Below are 21,667 nucleotides of genomic sequence, written 5' to 3'. Positions count from 1 at the left end.
TTTAAAAGGATATAAAAAAAGACACCAGCATGAGTTGGCTGATGTCTCCATTCAAATGAGTTATGAAACGTGTTCTTGAAGAAACTCTGTTACTTCTTCAGGTGATTTAGCGTTGGCACTGTGTAAATGACCTGTTTTTTCGCCATTTTTGAAAATTAACAGGCTAGGAATTCCCATGACCTGATACGTTTCCGCTAACTCAGGAAAGTCGTCTTTGTTTATTTCAAACCATTCATTCTGAGCATAAGCCTCTAAGATGTCTGGAATGAACATGTCCATTCTAGTGCAATCAGGGCACCATGTCGCAAAGAATTTAACGATGACCTCTTTGTCTGATTGAATGATTTCGTTGAATTGTTCAGTGCTTGTAATTTTTTTCAATTTGTCACAACTCCTTTTCAATGTCATTTTAATATAAAATAAAGGCGAATGACATACAAATGCTCGGGGGGCGCTTACAACCTTTACAAATCATTTCAATTCCGTAACAACAAAAATTAATTAGAGCATTTTTGCTTGAAAGTGATAAGATAGTAAAGATGAATTTTAGTGGGGGGAGTATCCATTGAAAATAAGTTTAGGATTGGTTTACGGCGGAAAGTCAGCCGAACATAATGTATCACTGCAAACAGCCCTTGCAGTTACGAAAGCACTTAACACTGAGAAGTTCGATATACATCCAATTTATATTACAGAAGAGGGCGAATGGCTAAGAGGAGAAAAACTCACTGAACCAGTATCAAACGTCAAAATGCTTCAATTTGAACAAAATGCAAAGACGTTTTTACCAACTTCTTTAAATGAAAGCATGTTTCCACAGCCTGCATCAGCTGATGAAAAGATTGATGTTGTCTTTCCATTGCTACATGGGCCAAATGGTGAAGATGGGACCATGCAAGGGTTACTTGAACTAATGAATATCCCGTATGTTGGTAACGGCGTTCTCGCGTCTGCTGCGGGTATGGATAAAGTCATGATGAAAGATGTGTTTGCTCAAGCTGGGCTTGCGCAGGCAAAGCATCTTTCCTTCAATAAAAAGGATTATGAGAAAGCCATATCAGACAGTCTAGAACAGGTAGAAGCAGTTCTCGGGTATCCTTGTTTTGTGAAACCTGCCAACATGGGATCAAGTGTCGGAATTAGTAAATGCCGCAGCAAAGAAGAGCTGCAAACAGCATTTGATTTGGCTTTCCAATATGATCGTCGTGTTGTTGTGGAAGAAGGCGTTGTAGGACGAGAAATTGAAATTGGTGTATTAGGAAATGACGAGCCGAAATGCTCAGTCGTTGGTGAAATTGCACCTAAAACAGATTTTTATGACTACAAAGCAAAATATGAAGATGGCGATACAGATTTGATCATTCCTGCGAGTGTGACAGAGGAAGAGTACAAGACGATTCACGATATGGCGATTAAGGCTTTTAAAGCCATTGATGGATCTGGCCTCGTACGTGCAGATTTCTTCCTAACAGAAGAAGGCGAAGTGCTGATCAATGAAGTGAATACAATGCCAGGATTCACACCTTTTAGTATGTTCCCGCTGCTTTGGAAACATACTGGTGTAGAGTATCCTGAGCTGATTGAGAAGCTGGTGTCACTTGCAATTGAACGCCATCAAGAAAAACAAACCATTAAAACCACTTTTTAATGTAAGAAGCAAGCAGACACTATCCTACAGGTAGTGTCTCTTTTCCTTCAAACGTGAAATGAGAAAGAGAGGCGAAAAAACATGATCAAACGTACAGTGAAACAAGTCGCCCAAATGGCTGGTGGCACATTATCGAATGAAGCTTTTGGCGAAGAACAGATACACGGAGTGACAACAGATACACGAAAAGTATCAAAAGGCGCACTATTTATCCCGCTTATTGGGGAACATTTTAACGGTCACACTTTTGCTTCAAAAGCAGTGGAGCTTGGAGCGGCAGCGGTTCTTTGGAATCAAACAGAAGCGAATCCACCGTTCGGTGTACCTGTCATACTTGTAGAGGATACTTTGACAGCACTCCAACAGCTTGCAAAATCATACTTAAAAGAGGAAAACCCTCGAGTTGTCGGTATTACTGGAAGTAATGGCAAAACAACGACGAAAGATATGATCCATTCTGTCCTACAAACGACATACAGAGTCCACAAAACAGATGGCAACTTTAATAATCACATTGGACTTCCACTGACCATCCTTGCGATGCCAGAAGGAACCGAGATTGCTGTACTAGAGATGGGCATGAGTGCAAAAGGGGAAATCGAATTTTTATCTAAACTCGCTGAACCTGATGCAGCTGTCATCACGAATATTGGAGAATCTCATATGCAGGATTTAGGATCAAGAGAAGCTATTGCAGATGCAAAATGTGAGATCACAAAAGGGTTAAAAGAGGATGGGACTTTTTATTATTTAGGAGATGAGCCTTTACTCCGCCAAAGAGCAAATGCCCTGGCACGCAGCGTAAAAACGTTTGGAGAATCAGAGGACTGTGATATCAAGGTGATTCACATTCACCAACTCGCTGAAGGCACTGAATTTCAAGTGGAGGGATATGCTCAAGGGTTTCTCATTCCTGTATTAGGGAAACACAATGTAAAGAATGCTCTTGCAGCTATTGCAATCGGCCAGCATTTCGGTCTGAATGAAAGACAAATTGCCCAAGGGCTGATGCAAACGAAATTGACAGGCATGCGTTTAGAACTGTTTAAAACAGATAAGGGCATCACGGTTATCAACGATGCGTATAATGCGAGTCCTACGTCGATGAAAGCAGCGATTGATCTTGTAGGAGATATGGATGGCTTTGCTAACCGCATACTCGTTCTCGGAGATATGCTGGAGATGGGCAGTGAAGAAGAGACCTATCATTTTGAAGTAGGGGAGTACATCAAGCCTGAGTTTATTGATCATGTTTTAACGTTTGGCCGTCTTGGCGCATTCATTGCTGAAGGAGCAAAGAAAGCATTTGGAGACGACCGTGTGTCTTCTTATATGGACAAAGAAGAACTGAAGAAAAAACTAACGGATGTGGCAGGACCTGACGATGTCGTTCTGGTCAAAGCTTCCCGTGGCATGAGATTGGAAGACGTTATTACTGCACTATAAATCAGATCGGCAAAGAAGGTGACAGGGTGATTGGCTGTCTATGTATACACGGTTTTACTGGTGCCCCGTATGAAGTAGAGCCGCTTGCGGAATATTTAAAGCAGACGACAGATTGGACGGTACAATCTGTCACGCTTCCGGGGCATGGGGAGGAACTTCAGCTCAAAGGCATTCTCTATCAGGAGTGGATTGCCACCGCTGAATTAGAACTCTTATCCCTTTACCGAACATGTGACACCATTTATTTGGTCGGCTTTTCTATGGGCGGGATGATTGCCTCATATTTAGCAGCGAAGTATCCAGTGGCCCGTCTTGTTCTGTTAAGTGCTGCTGCTAAATATGTAAACCCAAAACAAATGATTCAAGACACAAGGCAGATGGTGAAGGAATCCTTGTCTGGTTTGATTGATACGAACCCATTGTATGATCGATATCGTCATAAGCTGACGAGTACACCGCTATCAGCTGCTGTAGAATTTATGAAATTGGTGAAGCAAACGAAAGGTTCTCTTGAAAAGCTTCATCTACCTGTCTTGATCGTTCAAGGTGAAAGTGATGGGATCGTCCCCGCTTCTAGTGCGGAATTCATTTATCATAAAATCCCGTCCCGTCAGAAAGAAATGTTCTATTTACCTGATTGTAAACATCACGTTTGTCATGAGCCTTGTGCACAGCAATTGTTTGAGAAAGTCGAACAATTTCTAAAAAAAACAATTTAATCTATAGAAAAGCTAAAATGTGGCTAAACTAATATAAATTGAATCCCACTTGTTAAAATTTGCATCATTTTTGTCGAATGAGTGACAGGCCTATGTTACAATAGGTAAGAAAAGGTGGTCGATTCGGTTGTTTCAATATGACGGAAAAACCTTTATCCCGCAGTCTAATTCGAGCAATGGGGAAGTATCAGAAGGAACCATATTTCAATATCGTCAGGACGGGAATATTTTAACGGGCACATATCAAGGCGGCAGTATTCAATCTGGCGTGCTTGTAGGAACTGTGAATAAAGACGGAGCACTTCATTTTAGATATCACCATGTAAGTAAGGATGGCAGCATGAGAAGCGGTTCATGTCATTCCACTCCTAAGCAGCTGGATAACGGAAAAATTCAACTGTTTGAAAAGTGGAAATGGATGGACGGAGATCAAAGTGAAGGTGAATCGGTCATTGTCGAGCAGTAGATATATCCATTTCTGTCTTGTTGAAAAACAAATAGTGTAATGGTAAGATATAATGTAGGGTAATTCGGGCTTTGTATATAATGGACCTGTCCTTTCATACAAAGGGCAGTTTTTAATGATCATTCACGAGATTACTGAAACAGCAATTAGAAGGAGTTTGAATAAATTGACTATAACGTTTCAAGATTTTCAATTAAGCGAAAGTCTCATGAAAGCTATTAACCGCATGGGATTTGAAGAAGCAACACCGATTCAAGCAGAAACAATTCCTCTCGGTCTTCAGAATAAAGATGTCATCGGACAAGCACAAACAGGAACAGGAAAAACTGCAGCATTTGGTATTCCTCTTGTAGAAAAAATCGATCCAGCGTCTCCTAACATCCAAGCGATTATCATTGCGCCAACAAGAGAATTAGCGATTCAAGTATCTGAAGAGCTATACAAAATCGGCCAAGACAAGCGTGCACGTGTACTTCCAATTTACGGTGGACAAGATATCGGCCGTCAAATCCGTTCGCTCAAGAAAAATCCTCATATCATTGTAGGAACTCCAGGACGTTTACTTGATCACATTAATCGTCGCACAATGCGTCTTCAAAATGTTGAAACAGTCGTGCTTGATGAAGCAGACGAAATGCTTAACATGGGTTTCATCGAAGACATTGAAGCGATCCTTTCAAATGTACCAAGTGAACACCAAACACTTTTATTCTCTGCGACAATGCCTGCACCAATTAAGCGTATTGCAGAGCGTTTCATGACAAACCCAGAACATGTAAAAGTAAAAGCGAAAGAAATGACTGTATCTAACATCCAGCAGTTCTACTTGGATATTCACGAGCGTAAGAAGTTCGATACATTGACTCGTCTTCTTGACATTCAATCACCAGAGCTTTCAATTGTTTTCGGCCGTACGAAACGTCGTGTTGACGAATTGACTGAAGCATTAAACCTTAGAGGTTATACAGCTGAAGGAATTCATGGTGACTTGACTCAGGCGAAACGTATGGTTGCGCTTCGTAAATTTAAAGAAGGTTCAATCGATGTGCTTGTAGCAACAGACGTTGCAGCACGTGGACTTGATATCTCAGGTGTTACACACGTGTATAACTTCGACGTACCACAAGATCCAGAAAGCTATGTACACCGTATTGGACGTACAGGCCGTGCTGGACGTACAGGTATGGCGATGACATTCATTACACCACGTGAAAAAGATATGCTTCGTGCGATTGAGCAAACGACTAAGCGTAAAATGGATCGTATGAAAGAACCAACTCTAGACGAGGCAATTGAAGGACAACAACAAGTCACAGTTGACCGTCTACGCACAATCATTAGTGAAAACAACTTGAACTTCTACATGACAGCAGCTGCTGAATTGTTAGAAGATCATGACTCTGTTACAGTGGTTGCGGCTGCTATCAAAATGATGACAAAAGAGCCGGATGCAACGCCTGTTCGTTTGACAGATGAAGCACCAATGATTTCAAAACGCAATCGTAACAACCGCAGCTCTTCAAAACGTAGAGACGGTGGCGGCGGAGGCGGCTATCGCGGAAAAAGCCGTTCATCTTACGGTGATAAAAAGCGTTCTTCAAATGACCGCAATCGTTCTTCTAACGATCGTCGTCAAAAGAAATCTTATAACAACTAATTCAAAAGCGAATCCTTTGCAGGGTTCGCTTTTTTTAACAGGTCTAATGAAACTTTTTAGGTTTTCTTTCGTAATATATTGATAGAAAAGTAAGAGAATGGGGGAAGAATGTGAGAAAACAGCCGCAACGTCAAATCAGCTTAAATGGATTAAAAGTATGGCGTCTTCAAAATGGAATTATCTCATTGATTTTCTTATTCATCATCATTGGGGTATTTGTAGCTAGTTATTATTTTCAATGGCCATATTGGATTGGAGCCATCCTCATCGGTTTGTGGATTTTACAGGTCATCTTCGGAATCTGGCTCATTCCGAAAATCCGCCATCACATCTGGCGCTACGAAGTATTTGAGAACGAAATTGAAATACAGCACGGATTGATTCGTGTCACACGTGTCATTGTGCCAATGGTACGTGTTCAGCATGTGGATACATCCCAAGGGCCGCTTTTAAGGCGCTACCGGTTGGCATCTGTTCAAATTTCTACTGCTGCGACAGTGCATGATATTCCGGCACTGGAATTAGAAGAGGCAGATGAGCTTCGCGATTACATATCTCGATTAGCAAGGGTGACGGAAGATGATGTCTGAACCAAAACGTGTACATCCAATCTCGATGTTCATTGATTTTATATCAGATGCCGTATCCATGATCAAAAACTTCATCATCCCTTTTTTCGTGCTTATTTTTGTGAACTCGAATTCAAGTATTCGTTTTTATGCGTTCATCATTCTTGGTGTGCTTCTTTTATGGAAAGCTGTTTCAACCGTTTTAGCATGGAGACGATTCACCTACCGAATGGAAGACGATGAATTTCGAGTGGAATCAGGTGTCATCACCAAAAAGAAAAAGTATATCTCGTTAGAACGAATTCAAACGGTGAATACAAGTGAAGGCATCTTCCAGCGGATTTTCGGTTTGGTTCGGGTGCAAATCGAAACGGCAGGCGGGACGGATGGACCTGAAGTGAGCCTGACGGCCATTACAAAAGCAGAAGCTGAGCAATTAAAGCAATCGATTTTCAACCGGAAGAAAAGCTTGCAACAAGAAGAAATGAATGATGAAAATTTAGATCTCCCTGATCCTCTGACAGCGCAACAGCCTGTAGAAAAAGAAATCAGTGTTTCCTACCGAATGGGTATACCAGAGCTACTTTTGGCTGCGACCACTTCAAGCGGAATCGGCGTCATTATTTCTGGGTGTCTCGCCATTTACACACAAATAGATGAAATTCTGCCTTTGGACGGATTCGTCAAGCAATTCTCTTTTTTAAGTCATGCGAGTGTTGAGATTTATGCGATTCTCATATTTATTGCCGTATTGATTGCGTGGATTCTTAGTGTTGGGGTAACAGCCCTTCAATATGCGAATTTTAACGCAAAACGAAAAGGGAAAGACATCATCATCACAAGAGGACTCATCGAAAGGCATCAAATGACCATTCCGCTTGCGAGAATTCAAGCAGTGAAAATCAAAGAAAATATTCTGCGTGAACCATTTGGTTTTGCGACGGTCATGCTTGTCAGCGCAGGAGGTTCCATTACAGAAAAAGAGACCTCTTCTGTCTTATTTCCACTCATACGGAAGAAAAAAATCAATGAATTGTTAACGCAATTTACAGATCAATATCAGCTGGCACCAGAAAGTGAATTGAAAAAAGTGCCGAAGCGTTCACTAAAACGTTATCTGATATCTTACGGATTTGTTCCATTACTTGTAGGTATAATTCTTTCTGTACGTTTTCCACCATGGGGATATTTGGCACTGATTCCATTACCATTTGCCTTGTTCTTTGGGTATTTAGCCTATAAACAATCAGGATATGTGATCAAAGATCAACTGATTCAATTAACGACAAGAGGTATCGGAAAGACCACCGGAATTGTTTTAAGAAAACGAATGCAAAACTATACGATGACCCAATCCTATTTTCAAAAGAAAGGGCGGGTGGCAAGTATTCACACCTTTGTGAAGTCCTCTGCCTTGCTTGATTCCTTTGGTGTGCATCACCTTGAAGAGGAAGATGCTGAACGTGTATGCGATTGGTATTCCTATGAAACGAATCAATCAACTTAAACAAAAAAATGTCGATCAGCTCCCGTTAAACGGAGTGATCGACATTTTTTATGAGCTTAATAGCGTCGTTTTTTTGAATGGAAGAATAGGGTGATCGGTGCTAGGATCATGCCGCCTATCAATCCAAATAAGTGGGCCATGATGTTGATGTTCGAGTTGACGAACGTCATAATGACAGAAACGCCGAGAATCGTTAAGATGACCTGAGAATTACCCCGGTCCATCATATGCGGTTTAAATAGGACAAGATAAAGATAGACGCCAAATAAACCAAATATCGCACCAGAAGCCCCGACATGTACGTACTCTAAAGGCTCCACCCAATAGGTTCCGAGATTGCCAATGAATCCAGCACCCAGATAAATCACAAGAAATCGAACCTTTCCAAGCAAATACTCAAGTGCTGGAGCGAATAGGAAGAGCGACATGGAATTGAACAGAATATGTGTCAGACTTCCGTGAAGAAAAATAGGCGTTAAAAGCCGCCACCATTCTCCTGCTGCAACACCATAATTAAAACCAACGAGATGGTCCTGCCCAAGCTGGATCATTGGAATAGGGATTGCAAATAAAAGCCATAGGCCGATTTGCAAAGCAAGGATCGCTGTTACGATTGGATACGATCTAATAAATTGTTGAAAGCTCTCCGTTCGAATAAACATAACAAACCCCTTTTGACTAGATAATGGTAAGTTTATAGTAACACGTTTATGAAGCGAACATCCAAATTAGTACGAGTATCATAGGAGGTACCTCATGATTAAAGGAATCGGTATGGATATTGTAGAGATCGGCCGGCTGTCACGAGTTCTTAGCAGGCAGCCCCGTTTACCAGAAAGAATTTTGACTTTACGTGAACAGGAAGTCTTTCGCACACTAAGTGAAAAGAGACAGCTGGAGTTTCTGGCAGGACGTTTTGCGGCGAAGGAAGCATTTGCAAAAGCATACGGTACGGGAATTGGTCAGTATGTCAGCTTTCACGACATCGAGATACAAAAAGATGCGAACGGAAAACCTCTCATCAAAAGTGAGAAAACAAAAGAAGACTACGTTCATGTATCCATTACACACACAAAAGAATATGCTGCAGCACAAGTTTTAATTGAAAGGTTGTCAAGCTAGTCTGCATATTGTTTGTCCCCCCTTCATATATTGGGTAGTGCGATAAGGAAGGGCGAGTTGCTAACAGGCTTTGATGGTTCGCGGTACGCAGTTAACTCTTGAGGCGTACTGTTAAAGTCAAACAAGCGGTTTCTTCCTTTTAACACAATTAACGAAGGGGTTGAAAAGGGTGAGAAAAAGCTTTGTTTTGCTTGTAACGGGGATCCTTTTTGTACTGATTCTCTCCGCATGCGGTCAAAAATCTCAACAGGATATCGTTGGAGATTTAAACAAAAAGGCAGAGGAAATGACATCATACAAAGCCAAAGCAAAAATGACCATTGAGACAGGAAATGATCCGCAGGAATACCATGTGGAAATTTGGTACAAGAAGCCGGAGCTTTACCGTGTCTACTTAGAAAATCCGAAGAAGGATCAGAGTCAAGTCATTTTAAGAAATGGTAATGGTGTATTTGTGCTGACACCTTCATTAAACAAAAGCTTCCGCTTCCATAGCGATTGGCCGAACAACAGCAGTCAGGTGTATTTATTTGAATCACTTGTGAAAGACATTAAAAATGACAGTGCAGCTCAGTTCAAAGCAAAAGAGTCGAAGTACGTTTTTGAAACAAAAACCAACTATCAGCACAACCAAATGCTGCCGACCCAAGAGATTACCTTTCATAAAAAAACAATGGCGCCTGCCAGTGTGAAAGTACTGGATAGCGATAAAAAGCCAATGGTGAAAGTAGAATTCTCTCACTTTGAATTCAACAAATCCTTTGACAAAGACGCCTTTGATGAAAAGAAAAATATGACACTTTCTCAAATGGATGTTGCCACAAGTGCAGATCCATCTGACAGCTTTGCTGTGAAAACGCCTGTGGATATGCCAGAGGGCGTGAAGAAAATGGAAGAGAAAGAAATGACAACAGATGCTGGAAAGCGGTATGTAATGACGTATGGCGGAAAGAAATCCTTCACGCTTATTCAGGAAAAAGCGCGGGTAGCAGAAGCGTCTACGCCTGTGACGATGAATGGCGAGCCAGTCGACCTTGGCATGACAGTGGGTGTTCTGACAGACAAATCTCTTTCTTGGACATCTGATGGAGTTGACTACTTGATTTCTTCAAGTGATCTATCGAAGGAAGAGCTCTTGATGGTTGCAAAGAGTGTAGAAGGCCAGTCAGCTAAATAAATACCTCAGGCGAGAGCCTTAGAAATGAAACATCAGCCCTATACAAGGGCTGATTTTCTTTGATTTGTTTCACTTTATTCCTGATTTTTAGTATCATATGAGGGGATTGAATCATTCAATAGGGAAGTGTGACGGATGGACACAAACGCCTTTTATAGAGACACATGGGCAGAAATTAATTTATCAGCAATCAAGCATAATGTTTCACATATGAAAGACCATATTGGTCAAAGCGTCCAACTAATGGCTGTTGTGAAAGCCAATGCATATGGACATGGAGATATAGAAGTGGCAAGAGCTGCCCTCGAAGCAGGAGCAGACCTATTAGCCGTCGCTTTTTTAGATGAAGCCATTTCTTTAAGAAATAAAGGTATCAAAGCCCCGATTCTTGTGCTCGGCGCAGTACCGTCAGAGTATGTCAAAGTCGCCGTTAGATACAACGTTATCATGACTGCTTACTCGATCGATTGGCTAAGAGAAGTCGTCAAAGTGATGAAAGGGCAGATGGGACAACCCATTCGTTTCCACTTGAAAATCGACAGCGGCATGAATCGGTTAGGTGTGAAAACAATCGAGCAGGTGAGCGAAGTAAAAGAGCTTGTCCACGATCATTCTTTTTTACAACTGGAAGGCGTATTTACTCACTTTGCGACAGCGGATGAAAAAGATGAAAACTACTTCGGTATGCAGGTTGATACGTTTAAAACATTGCTTCAACCGCTTCATACGGACAAACTGCTCATTCATTGCGCCAACAGTGCAGCAGGTCTAAGGTTTAAAGACACTATATTTAATATGGTTCGTTTTGGCATCAGTATGTACGGGCTGTCGCCGTCGGAAGAAATCAAAGATGAATTGCCGTTTCAACTGGAAGAAGCATTATCTCTTCATACAAAACTTGCACATGTAAAGCCCATTCAAAAGGGTGAGAGCGTGAGCTATGGTGCAACTTATACAGCGAATCAAGATACATGGATTGGTACGATTCCAATCGGGTATGCAGACGGCTGGATCAGGAAGCTTGCCGGAACAGAAGTGCTCGTTGGCGGAAAACGCCGAAAAATTGCTGGAAGGGTGTGTATGGATCAATTCATGGTTGATTTGAAAAAGGACATTCCGGCAGGTGAGCCAGTCGTGCTCATCGGGACACAAGGCGAAGACAAGATATCTGTCGATGAAATAGCCAAGCGGCTTGAAACCATTAACTACGAAGTCACATGTTCTGTTGGCTACCGCGTCCCAAGAGTCTATATAGAGGACGGCAAAAGGGTTCATGTACGTAATCCGCTGCTTCAAGGCGGGCCAAGCTTTTTATAAACAGCATCCACGGGAACGATGTTCAAACTGACATCGTTCTCTTTTATTCTACAAAGGCATCTTAAACATTCTCCCTTTTTTAGAGATTTTGGAAATACCGTATGATTTTCGGAAAAAAGCGTATAATGGGAAAGAGGAACTCCATTATCATCTTGATTTACGGGTGGCGAGCCGCTTCATGTTCTAATAAGAAATCATGAAAAAACAGCTTTGCTTGTGCATTGAATAATGGTATGATTAGTCTTGGAATGGATCGAAACGGTATCCGTAAGTTTTGTGGAGGTGTATGTTTTTTGTCTGAATCCAGCGCAACAAACGAAATGAAGATTCGACTGCCGGAGACTTTGATGTCTGAGATCGAACGAGTAGCAGAGCAGGATAAGGTAACAAGAAATGAATTGATCTACCGAGCGACAAAAACGTATATTCGTGAACGTAATATTCGACAAAATCGTGAATCGATGAGACGCGGCTACATGGAGATGGCGAAAATTAATCTGAATATCTCTTCAGAGGCACAATACGCAGAATTTGAGGCTGAGAATACAGTTGAGCGATTAGTCAGCGGGGGTTAAACATTTGATTGTTAAACGCGGTGATGTTTACTTTGCTGATTTATCTCCTGTTGTTGGCTCCGAGCAGGGCGGGGTTCGCCCAGTATTGGTGATTCAAAATGACATTGGAAATCGCTTCAGCCCGACTGCTATCGTTGCAGCCATAACAGCCCAAATACAAAAAGCGAAATTACCGACTCACGTCGAAATTAATGCAAAGCGCTACGGCTTTGAACGAGATTCTGTCATTCTTTTGGAACAGATTCGTACGATCGATAAACAAAGATTGACAGATAAAATCACACATCTTGATGATGAGATGATGGAGAAGGTTGATGAAGCCTTACAAGTTAGTTTGGCTCTTATTGATTTTTAATATGGTGATACTTGGTTGCTCTATTGGGAGCAACTTTTTTTGTGTTCAATTTTTTTTAACGTTATAATGAAGAAAGACTAAAGAAGAGCTTTAAATGTAAGTAGGGGGTAAAACATGTCGAATCATATCGTGTTAGCTTTTGCAAGAAAGCACCAAAAGGAATTAGAAACAGAGTGGACGGACATTTTAAAACGACTCGGAGAAAAAGAAACGGACATGATGCTGAACGACAAAATGTATGAAACCATCTGTTCGGAATATGTTCAACTCATCATTACATCCCTTTCAGAGGGGGATCATGAGGATTTTGAAGAAAAAGTGCAAAATTTTGCTTTAAAAATTGTTCAAATGGGTATATCACTTAAGTTACTGGCAAACGGTCTAACAGAAATCCGTACACATTTATATGAAAAAATGAACGATGACAAAGATACAACACAAGAAAGTCATGACCTCATCTGGCAAATCGATCGATTCATCACACCCATCCATAATGAGATCTTAAACCAGTATTCCATCTCATGGGAAAAAACCGTCAGCCTTCAAAAAATTGCGCTGCAGGAACTTTCTGCCCCGCTAATCCCTGTATTTGAGCACATCACCGTCATGCCACTTGTTGGCACAATTGATACAGATCGTGCGAAAAAAATTATGGAGAACCTGCTTAATGGTGTCGTCAAACATCGCTCACAGGTCGTCTTGATTGATATCACGGGTGTACCTGTCGTGGACACAATGGTGGCCCACCATATCATTCAAGCGTCAGAGGCTGTGAGATTAGTAGGAGCGAAGTGTTTACTTGTCGGTATTCGCCCAGAAATAGCCCAAACGATCGTTAACCTTGGAATTGATTTATCTCAGGTTACAACAAAGAATACCCTTCAAAAAGGAATTCAAACTGCTTTGGAAATGACAAATCGAAAAATTGTTTCATTGGAGGGATAACCAATTGAGAAATCACCCGAAGATTCCAATCTTAAAATTATATAATTGTCTTCTGATTTCAATACAGTGGGAGCTTGATGATCAAACAGCTCTTCACTTTCAAGAAGACTTGCTGAATAAAATTCATGAAACAGGAGCAAACGGTGTGGTCATTGACTTAACATCCGTCGATATGATTGATTCATTTATCGCCAAGGTATTAGGTGATGTGATCACCATGTCCAAGCTCATGGGGGCAAAAGTTGTATTAACAGGAATACAACCGGCAGTCGCTGTGACGCTTATTGAACTTGGCATTTCACTGGAAGAAATTCAGACAGCACTAGATCTTGAACAAGGGCTTGAGACACTGAAGCGGGAATTGGGGGAATAGATATGAAAGACCAATCCTGTGTAAAAATATTGACGGAATGGGACATAGTCGCAGCAAGACAATTGGGGCGCAATGTTGCAAAAGAACTTGGTTTTGGAACAGTTGACCAAGCAAGAATTACGACGGCCATTTCAGAATTAGCTCGTAACATCTATTTATACGCTGGTAAAGGTCAGATTTGTATAGAAGAAGTAATGGAGCGCGGAAAGCGTGGACTCAAAGTCATCGCAGCCGATGAGGGTCCTGGCATTATGGATATACGTAAAGTAATGGAAGACGGATTTTCTACATCAGGCGGACTCGGAGCAGGCTTGCCGGGCGTCAGAAGACTGATGGATGAATTTAAATTAGATTCCGCACCAGAACAAGGAACTGAGATACAAGCTGTCAAGTGGCTTCGCTAGGAGGGAAACCATGGATTTTAAGGAGGTAATGGAGCAGCGGTATCATCAGCTGCTCAGTCGTTATATCAGTGATTTAACTGAAACATCGCTTTATCAAGCTCAAAAATTTAGCCGTAAAACCATTGAGCATCAAATACCTCCTGAAGAAATAGTGAGTGTTCACCGAAAAGTGATTCAGGAGCTTTACCCTGATTTGCCGGAAGATGTCTTTCATTCACTAGACTTCTTAATTGAAGTCATGATTGGATACGGACTTGCCTACCAGGAGCATTTAACACTAAGAGGCATCCAGCAAGAAATTAAGTCGGAAATTGAAATTGCTGCAAATGTTCAGCAAACCCTTCTGGAAACGAAAATTCCAGAAGGAGACACATTTGATATCGGAGCCATCAGTGTGCCGGCAAAACAGATGAGTGGGGATTATTACCATTTCGTAACAGATCACGATACAATCAATATCGCGATTGCAGACGTCATTGGGAAAGGCATTCCAGCTGCGCTCTGTATGTCGATGATTAAGTATGCGATGGATTCCTTGCCAGAGTCAGGCAGCGGTCCAACGAAAGTGCTCAAAACCCTTAATCGTGTGGTCGAGCAAAACGTAGACCCAAGCATGTTTATCACCATGTTTTATGGCAGCTATAATAAAGAAACACATGAATTTAAGTACGCATCGGCTGGACATGAGCCGGGCTTTTTCTATTGCAAAAAAGAGAATCAATTTTACGATTTAGATGCAAAAGGTCTTGTCCTTGGAATCGCACCAGACTTTGATTACAGGGAGTATGAGCAGCATTTGGACGTAGGAGATATGGTGATCTTATTTTCAGATGGGGTCACCGAATCCAAGTCAGAGGACGGCTTCTTAGAGCGCGAAGATATCAAAGCGCTCATAGCAGAGCATCTTTCCTATTCAGCGCAGGAAATGGTCGACGCTATCTATGCAAGCTTACTCAAATTACAAGATTTTCAGCTTCACGATGACTTTACTTTACTTGTCCTTAAAAGAAAGGTTTAGAAAGTGAATATGCGGGTATATAAAACTTTAGGAAACAAGAATTTCGAGGTGAATGCATAATGAATATGTCTGTAAAAGAGCATCAAATAGATCATAAGACGAAAATTAGTGTCAGCGGAGAAATCGATGTGTACTCTGCTCCTGAGCTGAGAGAAACCCTTATGCCCAAAGCAGAGCAAGGAGAGCATCTTGACATTTGTCTGAAGGATGTTACTTACATGGATAGTACAGGTTTAGGTGTGTTTGTTGGGCTGTTCAAAGCGGCTCAAAAAGCAGGAGGATCATTAAAGCTTGAGAACTTGTCGGATCGGCTTGTCAGATTGTTTGAAATCACTGGACTAAAGGACATCATTGACATTTCTGCAAAGTCAGAGGGTGGGGTACAATGAACGAATCAGTAGATCTAATCGAGATGAAAATACCGGCGAAACCAGAATACGTAGGCATCATTCGTCTGACTCTTTCAGGCGTTGCAAGCCGGATGGGCTATGCCTACGAAGAGATTGAGGACTTGAAAATTGCCGTCAGTGAGGCGTGTACCAATGCAGTTCAGCATGCCTATAAAGGTGCAGATGGCGAAGATGGAGAGGTAGCGGTTCGCTTTCTTGTCTATGAAGATCGTCTAGAAATCATTGTCGCTGATAAAGGCGGTAGCTTTGACTTTAAGCAAAAGCAGGAAGACCTAGGGCCGTACACATCTGCTCATACGGTGGATCAATTGGCAGAAGGAGGTCTTGGTTTATACTTAATGCAAACATTGATGGATGAAGTCGAGGTGCAAGCAAACTCCGGAGTTACCGTGGCGATGACAAAGTTTTTAAACAGGGAGCGAGTTGACCATGACACAACCATCCAAAACTATGAAACTAACTAAAGATGAAGTGGATCGCCTCATTCAAAGCTATCAATCCAACCAAGACGAGCAGGCGCAGCTAACACTAGTTGAGTGTTATACAAATCTTGTGGATATGCTCGCTAAGAAATACTCCAAAGGAAAAAGCTTTCATGAGGATTTAAGACAAGTTGGAATGATTGGTCTACTCGGCGCAATTAAGCGTTATGATCCACTTGTCGGTAAATCATTTGAGGCATTTGCCATTCCAACCATTATCGGGGAAATCAAACGCTTTTTACGTGATAAAACATGGAGTGTCCATGTACCAAGACGAATTAAAGAGCTTGGACCAAGAATCAAGATGGCAGTTGATCACCTGACAACGGAAACGCAAAAGTCACCTAAAGTACAAGAAATTGCAGAATATCTAGATGTAACAGAAGAAGAAGTTCTTGAAACAATGGAGATGGGCAAAAGCTATCAAGCGCTGTCTGTTGACCAAGGCGTAGAGGCAGATTCTGAAGGAAGCACTGTGACGATTTTAGACGTCGTCGGCTCACAAGAAGAAGGGTACGAACGTGTAAACCAAAAAATGATGCTTGAAAGTGTGCTTCACGTTCTGACAGATAGAGAAAAAGAAATTATCAATCTCACATATTTGCAAAATAAAAGCCAGAAAGAAACAGGCGATTTACTCGGCATATCTCAAATGCATGTATCAAGGCTGCAGCGGAAGGCAGTTAAAAAGCTACGAGATGCATTGTCAGAAGATGCGTCTATGGAGCTAGGGTAATGAAGCAGATCGAACAGCATGAGCATGTAAACGCCATTATCTATCAATCGAACAAAGAAGGAAAATCATGCTGCGGGGACAGTTTTTTTATTAAAGCAGATGATGAAGAACTAATTTGTGCTGTAGCAGACGGATTAGGCAGCGGCCAGTTCGCCAATGAATCATCTTCTTTAGTCAGCGAAATTGTCGAAGAATATGGACATGAGGATGTAACAACCCTCATTGATAGATGCAATCAGGCCATGAAAAATAAACGTGGGGCCACTGTGGCCATATTAAAGGTGAATTTTTCTCAGCAGCAGTTTACCTATTGTTCGGTTGGTAACATTCGTTTTATCTTGAATGCACCTTCTGGCGACTATATTTATCCACTTCCGACATCAGGATATCTATCAGGTAAACCTAGAAAATACAAAACATACACCTATTCCTACGAAAAAGGATCGACATTCATTATGTATTCAGACGGACTGAATGTGCCAAACATGCGAATGTGTTTAAAGCATAGCCATTCAGTTGCAGATATCGCCAAACAACTTGAAACATACACACAAGACAAGAAAGACGATCTCACCTATGTACTTGGTCAGCTTACATGAAATAGCTGACCTTTTTTCTGTTTTGCCAGTTTTTTTGATACACTAAAAGAGAAGACACAGTGAGAGGATGCAAAGTATGAAGACATCTGACTTTTTATTGAAACAAATTGCGACAGAATTAAAGCTTTCAACAAAACAAATTGGAAGTGTGATCCAGCTATTAGAGGATGGCAACACCGTCCCGTTTATTGCACGTTACCGGAAAGAGCAGACAGGCTCACTAGACGAGGTGCAAATTCAAACCATTTCTGAACGCTATACATATATCCAAAATGTGACGAATCGAAAAGAAGAAGTGATTCGCTTAATCGCTGAACAAGACAAATTAACAGATGAATTAAAACAGAAGATCGAACAGGCGCATAAGTTGCAAGAGGTCGAAGATTTATATCGTCCATTTAAACAAAAGCGTAAAACAAAGGCAAATGTAGCCAAAGCAAAAGGACTTGAGCCGCTTGCGGAGTATTTACTGAAGCTGCCAAACGATGATATTGAAAAGAAAGCATCGGCTTTTATCAATGAAGAAAAAGAAGTCACAACAGCAGAAGAAGCACTGGAGGGCGCCCAGCACATCATTGCTGAACAGCTTGCGGATGATCCTGATATGCGGAAATGGATTCGCAGCGAGACGTACCAAAAGGGAAGTCTTGTCACATCAGGAAAAGACGTTGAAAACGACGAGAAAAACGTCTATGAAATGTATTACGACTATCAAGAGCCGATTAAAAAAATTGTGCCTCATCGTGTACTTGCGGTCAACCGAGGCGAGAAAGAAGGGATTTTGAAAGCAGCCATCGAACCGCCTGCTGAAAATATTCGTTTCTACCTCGATAAACAAGTCTTAAAAGGCAAGCAAACGACGGCGAGGCCTTACATTGAAGCGGCCATTGATGATGCATACAAGCGCTTGATTCAGCCTTCAATTGAACGGGAAATACGAAAAGAGCTGACAGAAAAAGCAGAGGAACAAGCCATTCATATTTTCGCTGAAAACTTAAGAAAGCTCCTACTTCAACCGCCGATGAAAGGAAAACGTGTACTTGGGGTAGACCCTGCGTTTCGGACAGGCTGTAAATTAGCTGTCGTGGATGATACAGGAAAAGTCCATCATATTGGCGTCATTTATCCGCACCCGCCTGTGCAGAAAAAAGCGGAAGCCAAACAAAAAGTGAAAGAAATCGTTCAATCATCCAACATTGAAGTCATTGCGATCGGAAACGGAACAGCCTCAAGAGAGACCGAACAATTCATCGCAGACTTGATCCAAGAGCTGGACCAGCCAGTTTCATATTTGATCGTGAATGAAGCAGGGGCAAGTGTATACTCTGCATCTGCGCTGGCAAGAGAAGAGTTTCCAGACTTGCAAGTCGAAGAACGAAGCGCTATATCCATTGCTCGAAGATTACAAGATCCATTAGCAGAGCTCGTAAAAATAGATCCAAAATCTGTCGGTGTAGGACAATACCAGCACGATGTGAGTCAAAAGCAATTAAACAGCTCGTTAACCTTTGTGGTAGAAACGGTTGTTAACCAAGTCGGTGTGAACGTTAATACAGCCTCACAGGCGCTGCTGCAATATGTGTCAGGTCTTTCAAAAGCCGTCGCAGGAAACATCGTCAAGCGCCGTGAAGAGATTGGGAGATTCACAAGCAGAAAAGAGCTGAAGGATATCCCGAGGCTTGGTGCAAAGACTTATGAGCAGTGTATCGGCTTCCTGCGCATCACAGATGGACAAGATCCACTTGACCGCACGGGTATTCACCCTGAAAGCTATAAAGAAACAAAACAGTTTTTACGCATGATCAACATGACGCCAGACGATCTTGGCACAGAGCAGTTAAAAGAGAAAATTGCTGAAGTGAAACTGGACGAAGCAGCCCAGCAGCTGGACATTGGGACAATTACACTTCAAGATATCATTGATCAGCTGACAAGACCTGAGCGTGATCCACGGGATGAAGTGCCAAAACCGCTGCTCAAAACAGATGTGTTGAAATTGGAAGACTTGAAGCAAGGAATGGAGCTGCAAGGGACGGTGAGAAACGTTGTGGACTTCGGTGCATTCGTTGATATTGGTGTAAAGCAGGATGGGCTTGTGCATATTTCCAAGCTAAGCAATCGTTTTGTGAAGCATCCGCTTGACGTTGTATCAGTTGGTGACATTGTGACCGTATGGGTGGACTCCGTTGACCAGGCAAAAGGCCGCGTTGCCCTCTCCATGCTGAAACCAGAGTAACAAAAAAACGAGGCGCACCTTAGGATGGGGTGTGCCTTGATGTGACTGAATGTTTTTTTCTATAGAAGTACCAGCATTGATTCAGCAATTTGATTTGATAATGATTTTTCTCATAAAATGCCTTCTGCATCTGATTTTTCAGCCAGTTGGGCATCGCCCATTCCTCCTTTGATCAAAACAGTGGATGTACCTTCAATGTATGCATAGGGGAAATTGTCCCGTTCGAGGTTTTTATAGAAAGGAACGATCTTGATTGAACGAGAGAGAGTTACAGCAGTTAACAGAGCACATTTCCCAGCAGTTCTTTGGCAAGACATTCCGCCATCAGGCTGTTTTTAATGACCGTCTAAAAACGACAGGCGGACGATATTTACTTGGTACACACAACATCGAACTGAACCGCCGATACCTAGAGGAGCATGGACGAGAAGAATTAATCGGAATCATCAAGCATGAACTGTGTCATTATCATCTGCACCTTGAGGGAAAGGGCTATCAGCATCGTGACCGTGATTTTAAAGCGTTATTAAAACAAGTAGGAGCCCCGCGTTTTTGTACACCGCTAAAAACCGTACAAAATAAGCGCCGTGCGGAGAAACGCCATGAATATATTTGCACAGGATGCGGCCGGTCTTTTATAAGGAAAAGACGGTTTGATACCTCTCGTTATGTATGCGGCGTCTGCAAAGGGAAATTAAAGTGGCTGCGCACAACCGATTCATTGTGACAAGCATTCCTCTATGGGGATGCTTTTTTTGTTTCTATAGATGTGTGGACATATTGAGACAAAAAGAGACGCATGTCTCATTTTGTCTCTTTTTTCATCGGTATGATTCGTTCAAAACCTAAGTGTTCATGCGTCGTCATGTTGGCACGATTTTTGCTTGTGTAGAAGTGCAAGCAAAAAAGATAGGAGGTTTTATCAAATGGAAATGGCATTGACTAAAGAAAAAGCCGTATGGATGTATCAAAAAATGCAGGAAATCCGCCAATTTGAAGACCGGGTGCACACGCTTTTTACAAAAGGAATCTTGCCGGGGTTTGTCCATCTTTATGCTGGCGAAGAAGCTGTTGCCGTAGGAGTCTGTGCTCATCTGAATGAAAAAGACAGTATTACAAGTACACACCGGGGCCACGGCCACTGTATAGCGAAGGGCTGTGATCTAAAAGGAATGATGGCAGAAATCTATGGGAAAGCAACAGGTCTCTGTAAAGGCAAAGGCGGATCCATGCACATTGCAGATTTTGATAAAGGAATGCTTGGTGCTAACGGAATTGTTGGAGGGGGCTTTCCTCTTGCGTGCGGGGCAGCCCTCACAGCTAAATATAAAAAGACAGAAGATGTAAGCGTTTGCTTTTTTGGGGATGGTGCAAACAATCAAGGGACTTTCCACGAAGGAATCAATCTCGCGGCCATCTGGAAACTGCCCGTTATTTTCATCGCAGAAAACAATGGGTACGGGGAAGCGACACCATTTTCCTATGCTTCAAGCTGCAAATCAATCGTAGATCGAGCGGCCGGCTATGACATTCCTGGGATTCAAGTAGATGGAAAAGATGTGATGGCCGTTTATCAAGCCGCAGAACAAGCAATTGAACGAGCAAAAAATGGAGAAGGTCCGACATTAATTGAATGCATGACATATCGGAATTATGGCCATTTCGAAGGAGACGCCCAGCGTTACAAAACAAATCAAGAAAAAACAGAACATCAAGAAGAGAGAGATGCGATCGCTCTTTTTAAAAATGAATTGATCAAGCAGCAGCTGCTGACGAATGGGGAGCTATCAAATATTGAAGCGGCTGTAGCAGAAGCGATAGATGAAGCCGTTACATTCAGTGAAGAAAGTGAATATCCAGATCAGGCCGAATTATTGACCGATGTGTATGTTTCGTATCAATAAAT

Annotated in this window: 26 protein-coding genes; 23 read left to right on the top strand and 3 right to left on the bottom strand. The window is 42.0% G+C overall.

The features are described 5' to 3' along the window. Window positions 1-60: 60 nt before the first annotated feature. Window positions 61-381, bottom strand: coding sequence for a thioredoxin family protein (locus tag ASG46_RS04950; RefSeq protein WP_008346934.1), 321 nt, complete (start codon window positions 379-381; stop codon window positions 61-63). A 184-nt stretch (window positions 382-565) separates the two neighbouring features. On the opposite strand from ASG46_RS04950, the gene ASG46_RS04945 reads away from it, so the two are divergent. From ASG46_RS04945 to ASG46_RS04915, 7 genes are all read left to right on the top strand, one after another. Continuing rightward, window positions 566-1,648: a D-alanine--D-alanine ligase gene (locus ASG46_RS04945; protein WP_056703464.1), complete on the top strand. Its 1,083-nt coding sequence runs from the start codon at window positions 566-568 to the stop codon at window positions 1,646-1,648. An 81-nt stretch (window positions 1,649-1,729) separates the two neighbouring features. Further along, on the top strand, window positions 1,730-3,094 hold the full coding sequence (locus tag ASG46_RS04940) for a UDP-N-acetylmuramoyl-tripeptide--D-alanyl-D-alanine ligase (RefSeq protein ID WP_045035108.1): 1,365 nt from the start codon (window positions 1,730-1,732) through the stop codon (window positions 3,092-3,094). Window positions 3,095-3,120: 26 nt separating this feature from the next. Continuing rightward, window positions 3,121-3,813 (top strand): alpha/beta hydrolase, encoded by a 693-nt coding sequence (locus ASG46_RS04935; protein ID WP_008346929.1) that lies wholly within the window; start codon window positions 3,121-3,123, stop codon window positions 3,811-3,813. Window positions 3,814-3,940: 127 nt separating this feature from the next. Further along, complete coding sequence (locus ASG46_RS04930) at window positions 3,941-4,279, top strand: hypothetical protein (RefSeq protein ID WP_017358401.1); 339 nt, start codon at window positions 3,941-3,943, stop codon at window positions 4,277-4,279. Between the two features lie 166 nt (window positions 4,280-4,445). Beyond that, window positions 4,446-5,936 (top strand): degradosome RNA helicase CshA, encoded by a 1,491-nt coding sequence (gene cshA / locus ASG46_RS04925; RefSeq protein ID WP_017358400.1) that lies wholly within the window; start codon window positions 4,446-4,448, stop codon window positions 5,934-5,936. Between the two features lie 110 nt (window positions 5,937-6,046). After that, window positions 6,047-6,526 carry a PH domain-containing protein gene (locus ASG46_RS04920; RefSeq protein ID WP_008346922.1) on the top strand — a complete coding sequence of 160 codons (480 nt, stop codon included), beginning with the start codon at window positions 6,047-6,049 and terminating at the stop codon, window positions 6,524-6,526. Beyond that, entirely contained in the window at window positions 6,516-8,012 is a 1,497-nt protein-coding gene (locus ASG46_RS04915; RefSeq protein ID WP_056703462.1) for a PH domain-containing protein, read from the top strand. Before ASG46_RS04920 ends, ASG46_RS04915 begins: the two co-directional genes overlap by 11 nt. A gap of 56 nt (window positions 8,013-8,068) precedes the next feature. Here the strand turns inward: ASG46_RS04915 and ASG46_RS04910 are convergent, their stop codons facing one another. Beyond that, a complete protein-coding gene (locus tag ASG46_RS04910) occupies window positions 8,069-8,674 on the bottom strand; it encodes a rhomboid family intramembrane serine protease (RefSeq protein WP_007496491.1) in 606 nt (201 codons plus the stop codon). A 94-nt stretch (window positions 8,675-8,768) separates the two neighbouring features. Between ASG46_RS04910 and acpS the strand changes: the two genes are divergently transcribed. From acpS to ASG46_RS04840, 14 genes are all read left to right on the top strand, one after another. Continuing rightward, on the top strand, window positions 8,769-9,134 hold the full coding sequence (gene acpS, locus ASG46_RS04905; RefSeq protein ID WP_017366663.1) for a holo-ACP synthase: 366 nt from the start codon (window positions 8,769-8,771) through the stop codon (window positions 9,132-9,134). Window positions 9,135-9,294: 160 nt separating this feature from the next. Continuing rightward, window positions 9,295-10,311 (top strand): outer membrane lipoprotein-sorting protein, encoded by a 1,017-nt coding sequence (locus ASG46_RS04900; protein WP_007496489.1) that lies wholly within the window; start codon window positions 9,295-9,297, stop codon window positions 10,309-10,311. Window positions 10,312-10,446: 135 nt separating this feature from the next. Next, window positions 10,447-11,628 carry an alanine racemase gene (alr, locus tag ASG46_RS04895; RefSeq protein ID WP_056703459.1) on the top strand — a complete coding sequence of 394 codons (1,182 nt, stop codon included), beginning with the start codon at window positions 10,447-10,449 and terminating at the stop codon, window positions 11,626-11,628. 293 nt (window positions 11,629-11,921) lie between these two features. Beyond that, a complete protein-coding gene (locus ASG46_RS04890) occupies window positions 11,922-12,203 on the top strand; it encodes a hypothetical protein (RefSeq protein ID WP_012008995.1) in 282 nt (93 codons plus the stop codon). A gap of 4 nt (window positions 12,204-12,207) precedes the next feature. Continuing rightward, window positions 12,208-12,558, top strand: coding sequence for a type II toxin-antitoxin system endoribonuclease NdoA (ndoA, locus tag ASG46_RS04885; RefSeq protein WP_003214169.1), 351 nt, complete (start codon window positions 12,208-12,210; stop codon window positions 12,556-12,558). Window positions 12,559-12,672: 114 nt separating this feature from the next. Beyond that, complete coding sequence (locus ASG46_RS04880) at window positions 12,673-13,503, top strand: RsbT co-antagonist protein RsbRA (RefSeq protein ID WP_017358395.1); 831 nt, start codon at window positions 12,673-12,675, stop codon at window positions 13,501-13,503. 4 nt (window positions 13,504-13,507) lie between these two features. Next, the gene (gene rsbS / locus ASG46_RS04875; RefSeq protein WP_003214235.1) at window positions 13,508-13,876 is read left to right on the top strand and encodes an RsbT antagonist protein RsbS; all 369 of its coding nucleotides are present in this window, start codon (window positions 13,508-13,510) and stop codon (window positions 13,874-13,876) included. A 2-nt stretch (window positions 13,877-13,878) separates the two neighbouring features. After that, window positions 13,879-14,280: an anti-sigma regulatory factor gene (locus ASG46_RS04870; RefSeq protein WP_003214085.1), complete on the top strand. Its 402-nt coding sequence runs from the start codon at window positions 13,879-13,881 to the stop codon at window positions 14,278-14,280. A 10-nt stretch (window positions 14,281-14,290) separates the two neighbouring features. Next, complete coding sequence (locus tag ASG46_RS04865) at window positions 14,291-15,298, top strand: PP2C family protein-serine/threonine phosphatase (protein WP_008346904.1); 1,008 nt, start codon at window positions 14,291-14,293, stop codon at window positions 15,296-15,298. Window positions 15,299-15,357: 59 nt separating this feature from the next. Then, window positions 15,358-15,687 carry an anti-sigma factor antagonist gene (locus ASG46_RS04860; protein ID WP_019744215.1) on the top strand — a complete coding sequence of 110 codons (330 nt, stop codon included), beginning with the start codon at window positions 15,358-15,360 and terminating at the stop codon, window positions 15,685-15,687. After that, the gene (gene rsbW, locus ASG46_RS04855) at window positions 15,684-16,172 is read left to right on the top strand and encodes an anti-sigma B factor RsbW (RefSeq protein ID WP_007496471.1); all 489 of its coding nucleotides are present in this window, start codon (window positions 15,684-15,686) and stop codon (window positions 16,170-16,172) included. Before ASG46_RS04860 ends, rsbW begins: the two co-directional genes overlap by 4 nt. Further along, entirely contained in the window at window positions 16,138-16,926 is a 789-nt protein-coding gene (sigB, locus tag ASG46_RS04850) for an RNA polymerase sigma factor SigB (RefSeq protein WP_012009000.1), read from the top strand. The genes rsbW and sigB overlap by 35 nt, the downstream gene beginning before the upstream one ends. Continuing rightward, entirely contained in the window at window positions 16,926-17,525 is a 600-nt protein-coding gene (locus ASG46_RS04845) for a PP2C family serine/threonine-protein phosphatase (RefSeq protein WP_008346897.1), read from the top strand. Before sigB ends, ASG46_RS04845 begins: the two co-directional genes overlap by 1 nt. A gap of 76 nt (window positions 17,526-17,601) precedes the next feature. Next, entirely contained in the window at window positions 17,602-19,761 is a 2,160-nt protein-coding gene (locus tag ASG46_RS04840) for a Tex family protein (protein ID WP_056703458.1), read from the top strand. Window positions 19,762-19,780: 19 nt separating this feature from the next. On the opposite strand, the gene cmpA is transcribed toward ASG46_RS04840, so the two are convergent. Continuing rightward, window positions 19,781-19,915, bottom strand: coding sequence for a cortex morphogenetic protein CmpA (gene cmpA / locus ASG46_RS20900; protein ID WP_008346893.1), 135 nt, complete (start codon window positions 19,913-19,915; stop codon window positions 19,781-19,783). A gap of 99 nt (window positions 19,916-20,014) precedes the next feature. Between cmpA and ASG46_RS04835 the strand changes: the two genes are divergently transcribed. Together ASG46_RS04835 and ASG46_RS04830 are read left to right on the top strand one after the other, a co-directional pair. Next, the gene (locus tag ASG46_RS04835) at window positions 20,015-20,488 is read left to right on the top strand and encodes a SprT family protein (protein WP_025206798.1); all 474 of its coding nucleotides are present in this window, start codon (window positions 20,015-20,017) and stop codon (window positions 20,486-20,488) included. A gap of 199 nt (window positions 20,489-20,687) precedes the next feature. Then, complete coding sequence (locus ASG46_RS04830; RefSeq protein WP_056703455.1) at window positions 20,688-21,665, top strand: thiamine pyrophosphate-dependent dehydrogenase E1 component subunit alpha; 978 nt, start codon at window positions 20,688-20,690, stop codon at window positions 21,663-21,665. The last annotated feature ends 2 nt before the right edge of the window (window positions 21,666-21,667 follow it).

The organism is Bacillus sp. Leaf49, assembly GCF_001426125.1.
GTDB lineage: Bacteria > Bacillota > Bacilli > Bacillales > Bacillaceae > Bacillus > Bacillus altitudinis.
Note: the sequence above shows the minus strand (reverse complement) of the source record. Positions and strands in the feature narration are given on the sequence as shown.

Coding starts and splice junctions, on each gene's coding strand:
- ASG46_RS04940 (WP_045035108.1), top strand. CDS start 1,730: ATGATCAAACGTACAGTGAAACAAGTCGCCCAAATGGCTGGTGGCACA.
- ASG46_RS04915 (WP_056703462.1), top strand. CDS start 6,516: ATGATGTCTGAACCAAAACGTGTACATCCAATCTCGATGTTCATTGAT.
- ASG46_RS04910 (WP_007496491.1), bottom strand. CDS start 8,674: ATGTTTATTCGAACGGAGAGCTTTCAACAATTTATTAGATCGTATCCA.
- acpS (WP_017366663.1), top strand. CDS start 8,769: ATGATTAAAGGAATCGGTATGGATATTGTAGAGATCGGCCGGCTGTCA.
- alr (WP_056703459.1), top strand. CDS start 10,447: ATGGACACAAACGCCTTTTATAGAGACACATGGGCAGAAATTAATTTA.
- ASG46_RS04880 (WP_017358395.1), top strand. CDS start 12,673: ATGTCGAATCATATCGTGTTAGCTTTTGCAAGAAAGCACCAAAAGGAA.
- ASG46_RS04870 (WP_003214085.1), top strand. CDS start 13,879: ATGAAAGACCAATCCTGTGTAAAAATATTGACGGAATGGGACATAGTC.
- ASG46_RS04865 (WP_008346904.1), top strand. CDS start 14,291: ATGGATTTTAAGGAGGTAATGGAGCAGCGGTATCATCAGCTGCTCAGT.
- ASG46_RS04860 (WP_019744215.1), top strand. CDS start 15,358: ATGAATATGTCTGTAAAAGAGCATCAAATAGATCATAAGACGAAAATT.
- rsbW (WP_007496471.1), top strand. CDS start 15,684: ATGAACGAATCAGTAGATCTAATCGAGATGAAAATACCGGCGAAACCA.
- sigB (WP_012009000.1), top strand. CDS start 16,138: ATGACACAACCATCCAAAACTATGAAACTAACTAAAGATGAAGTGGAT.
- ASG46_RS04845 (WP_008346897.1), top strand. CDS start 16,926: ATGAAGCAGATCGAACAGCATGAGCATGTAAACGCCATTATCTATCAA.
- ASG46_RS04840 (WP_056703458.1), top strand. CDS start 17,602: ATGAAGACATCTGACTTTTTATTGAAACAAATTGCGACAGAATTAAAG.
- cmpA (WP_008346893.1), bottom strand. CDS start 19,915: ATGCCCAACTGGCTGAAAAATCAGATGCAGAAGGCATTTTATGAGAAA.
- ASG46_RS04830 (WP_056703455.1), top strand. CDS start 20,688: ATGGAAATGGCATTGACTAAAGAAAAAGCCGTATGGATGTATCAAAAA.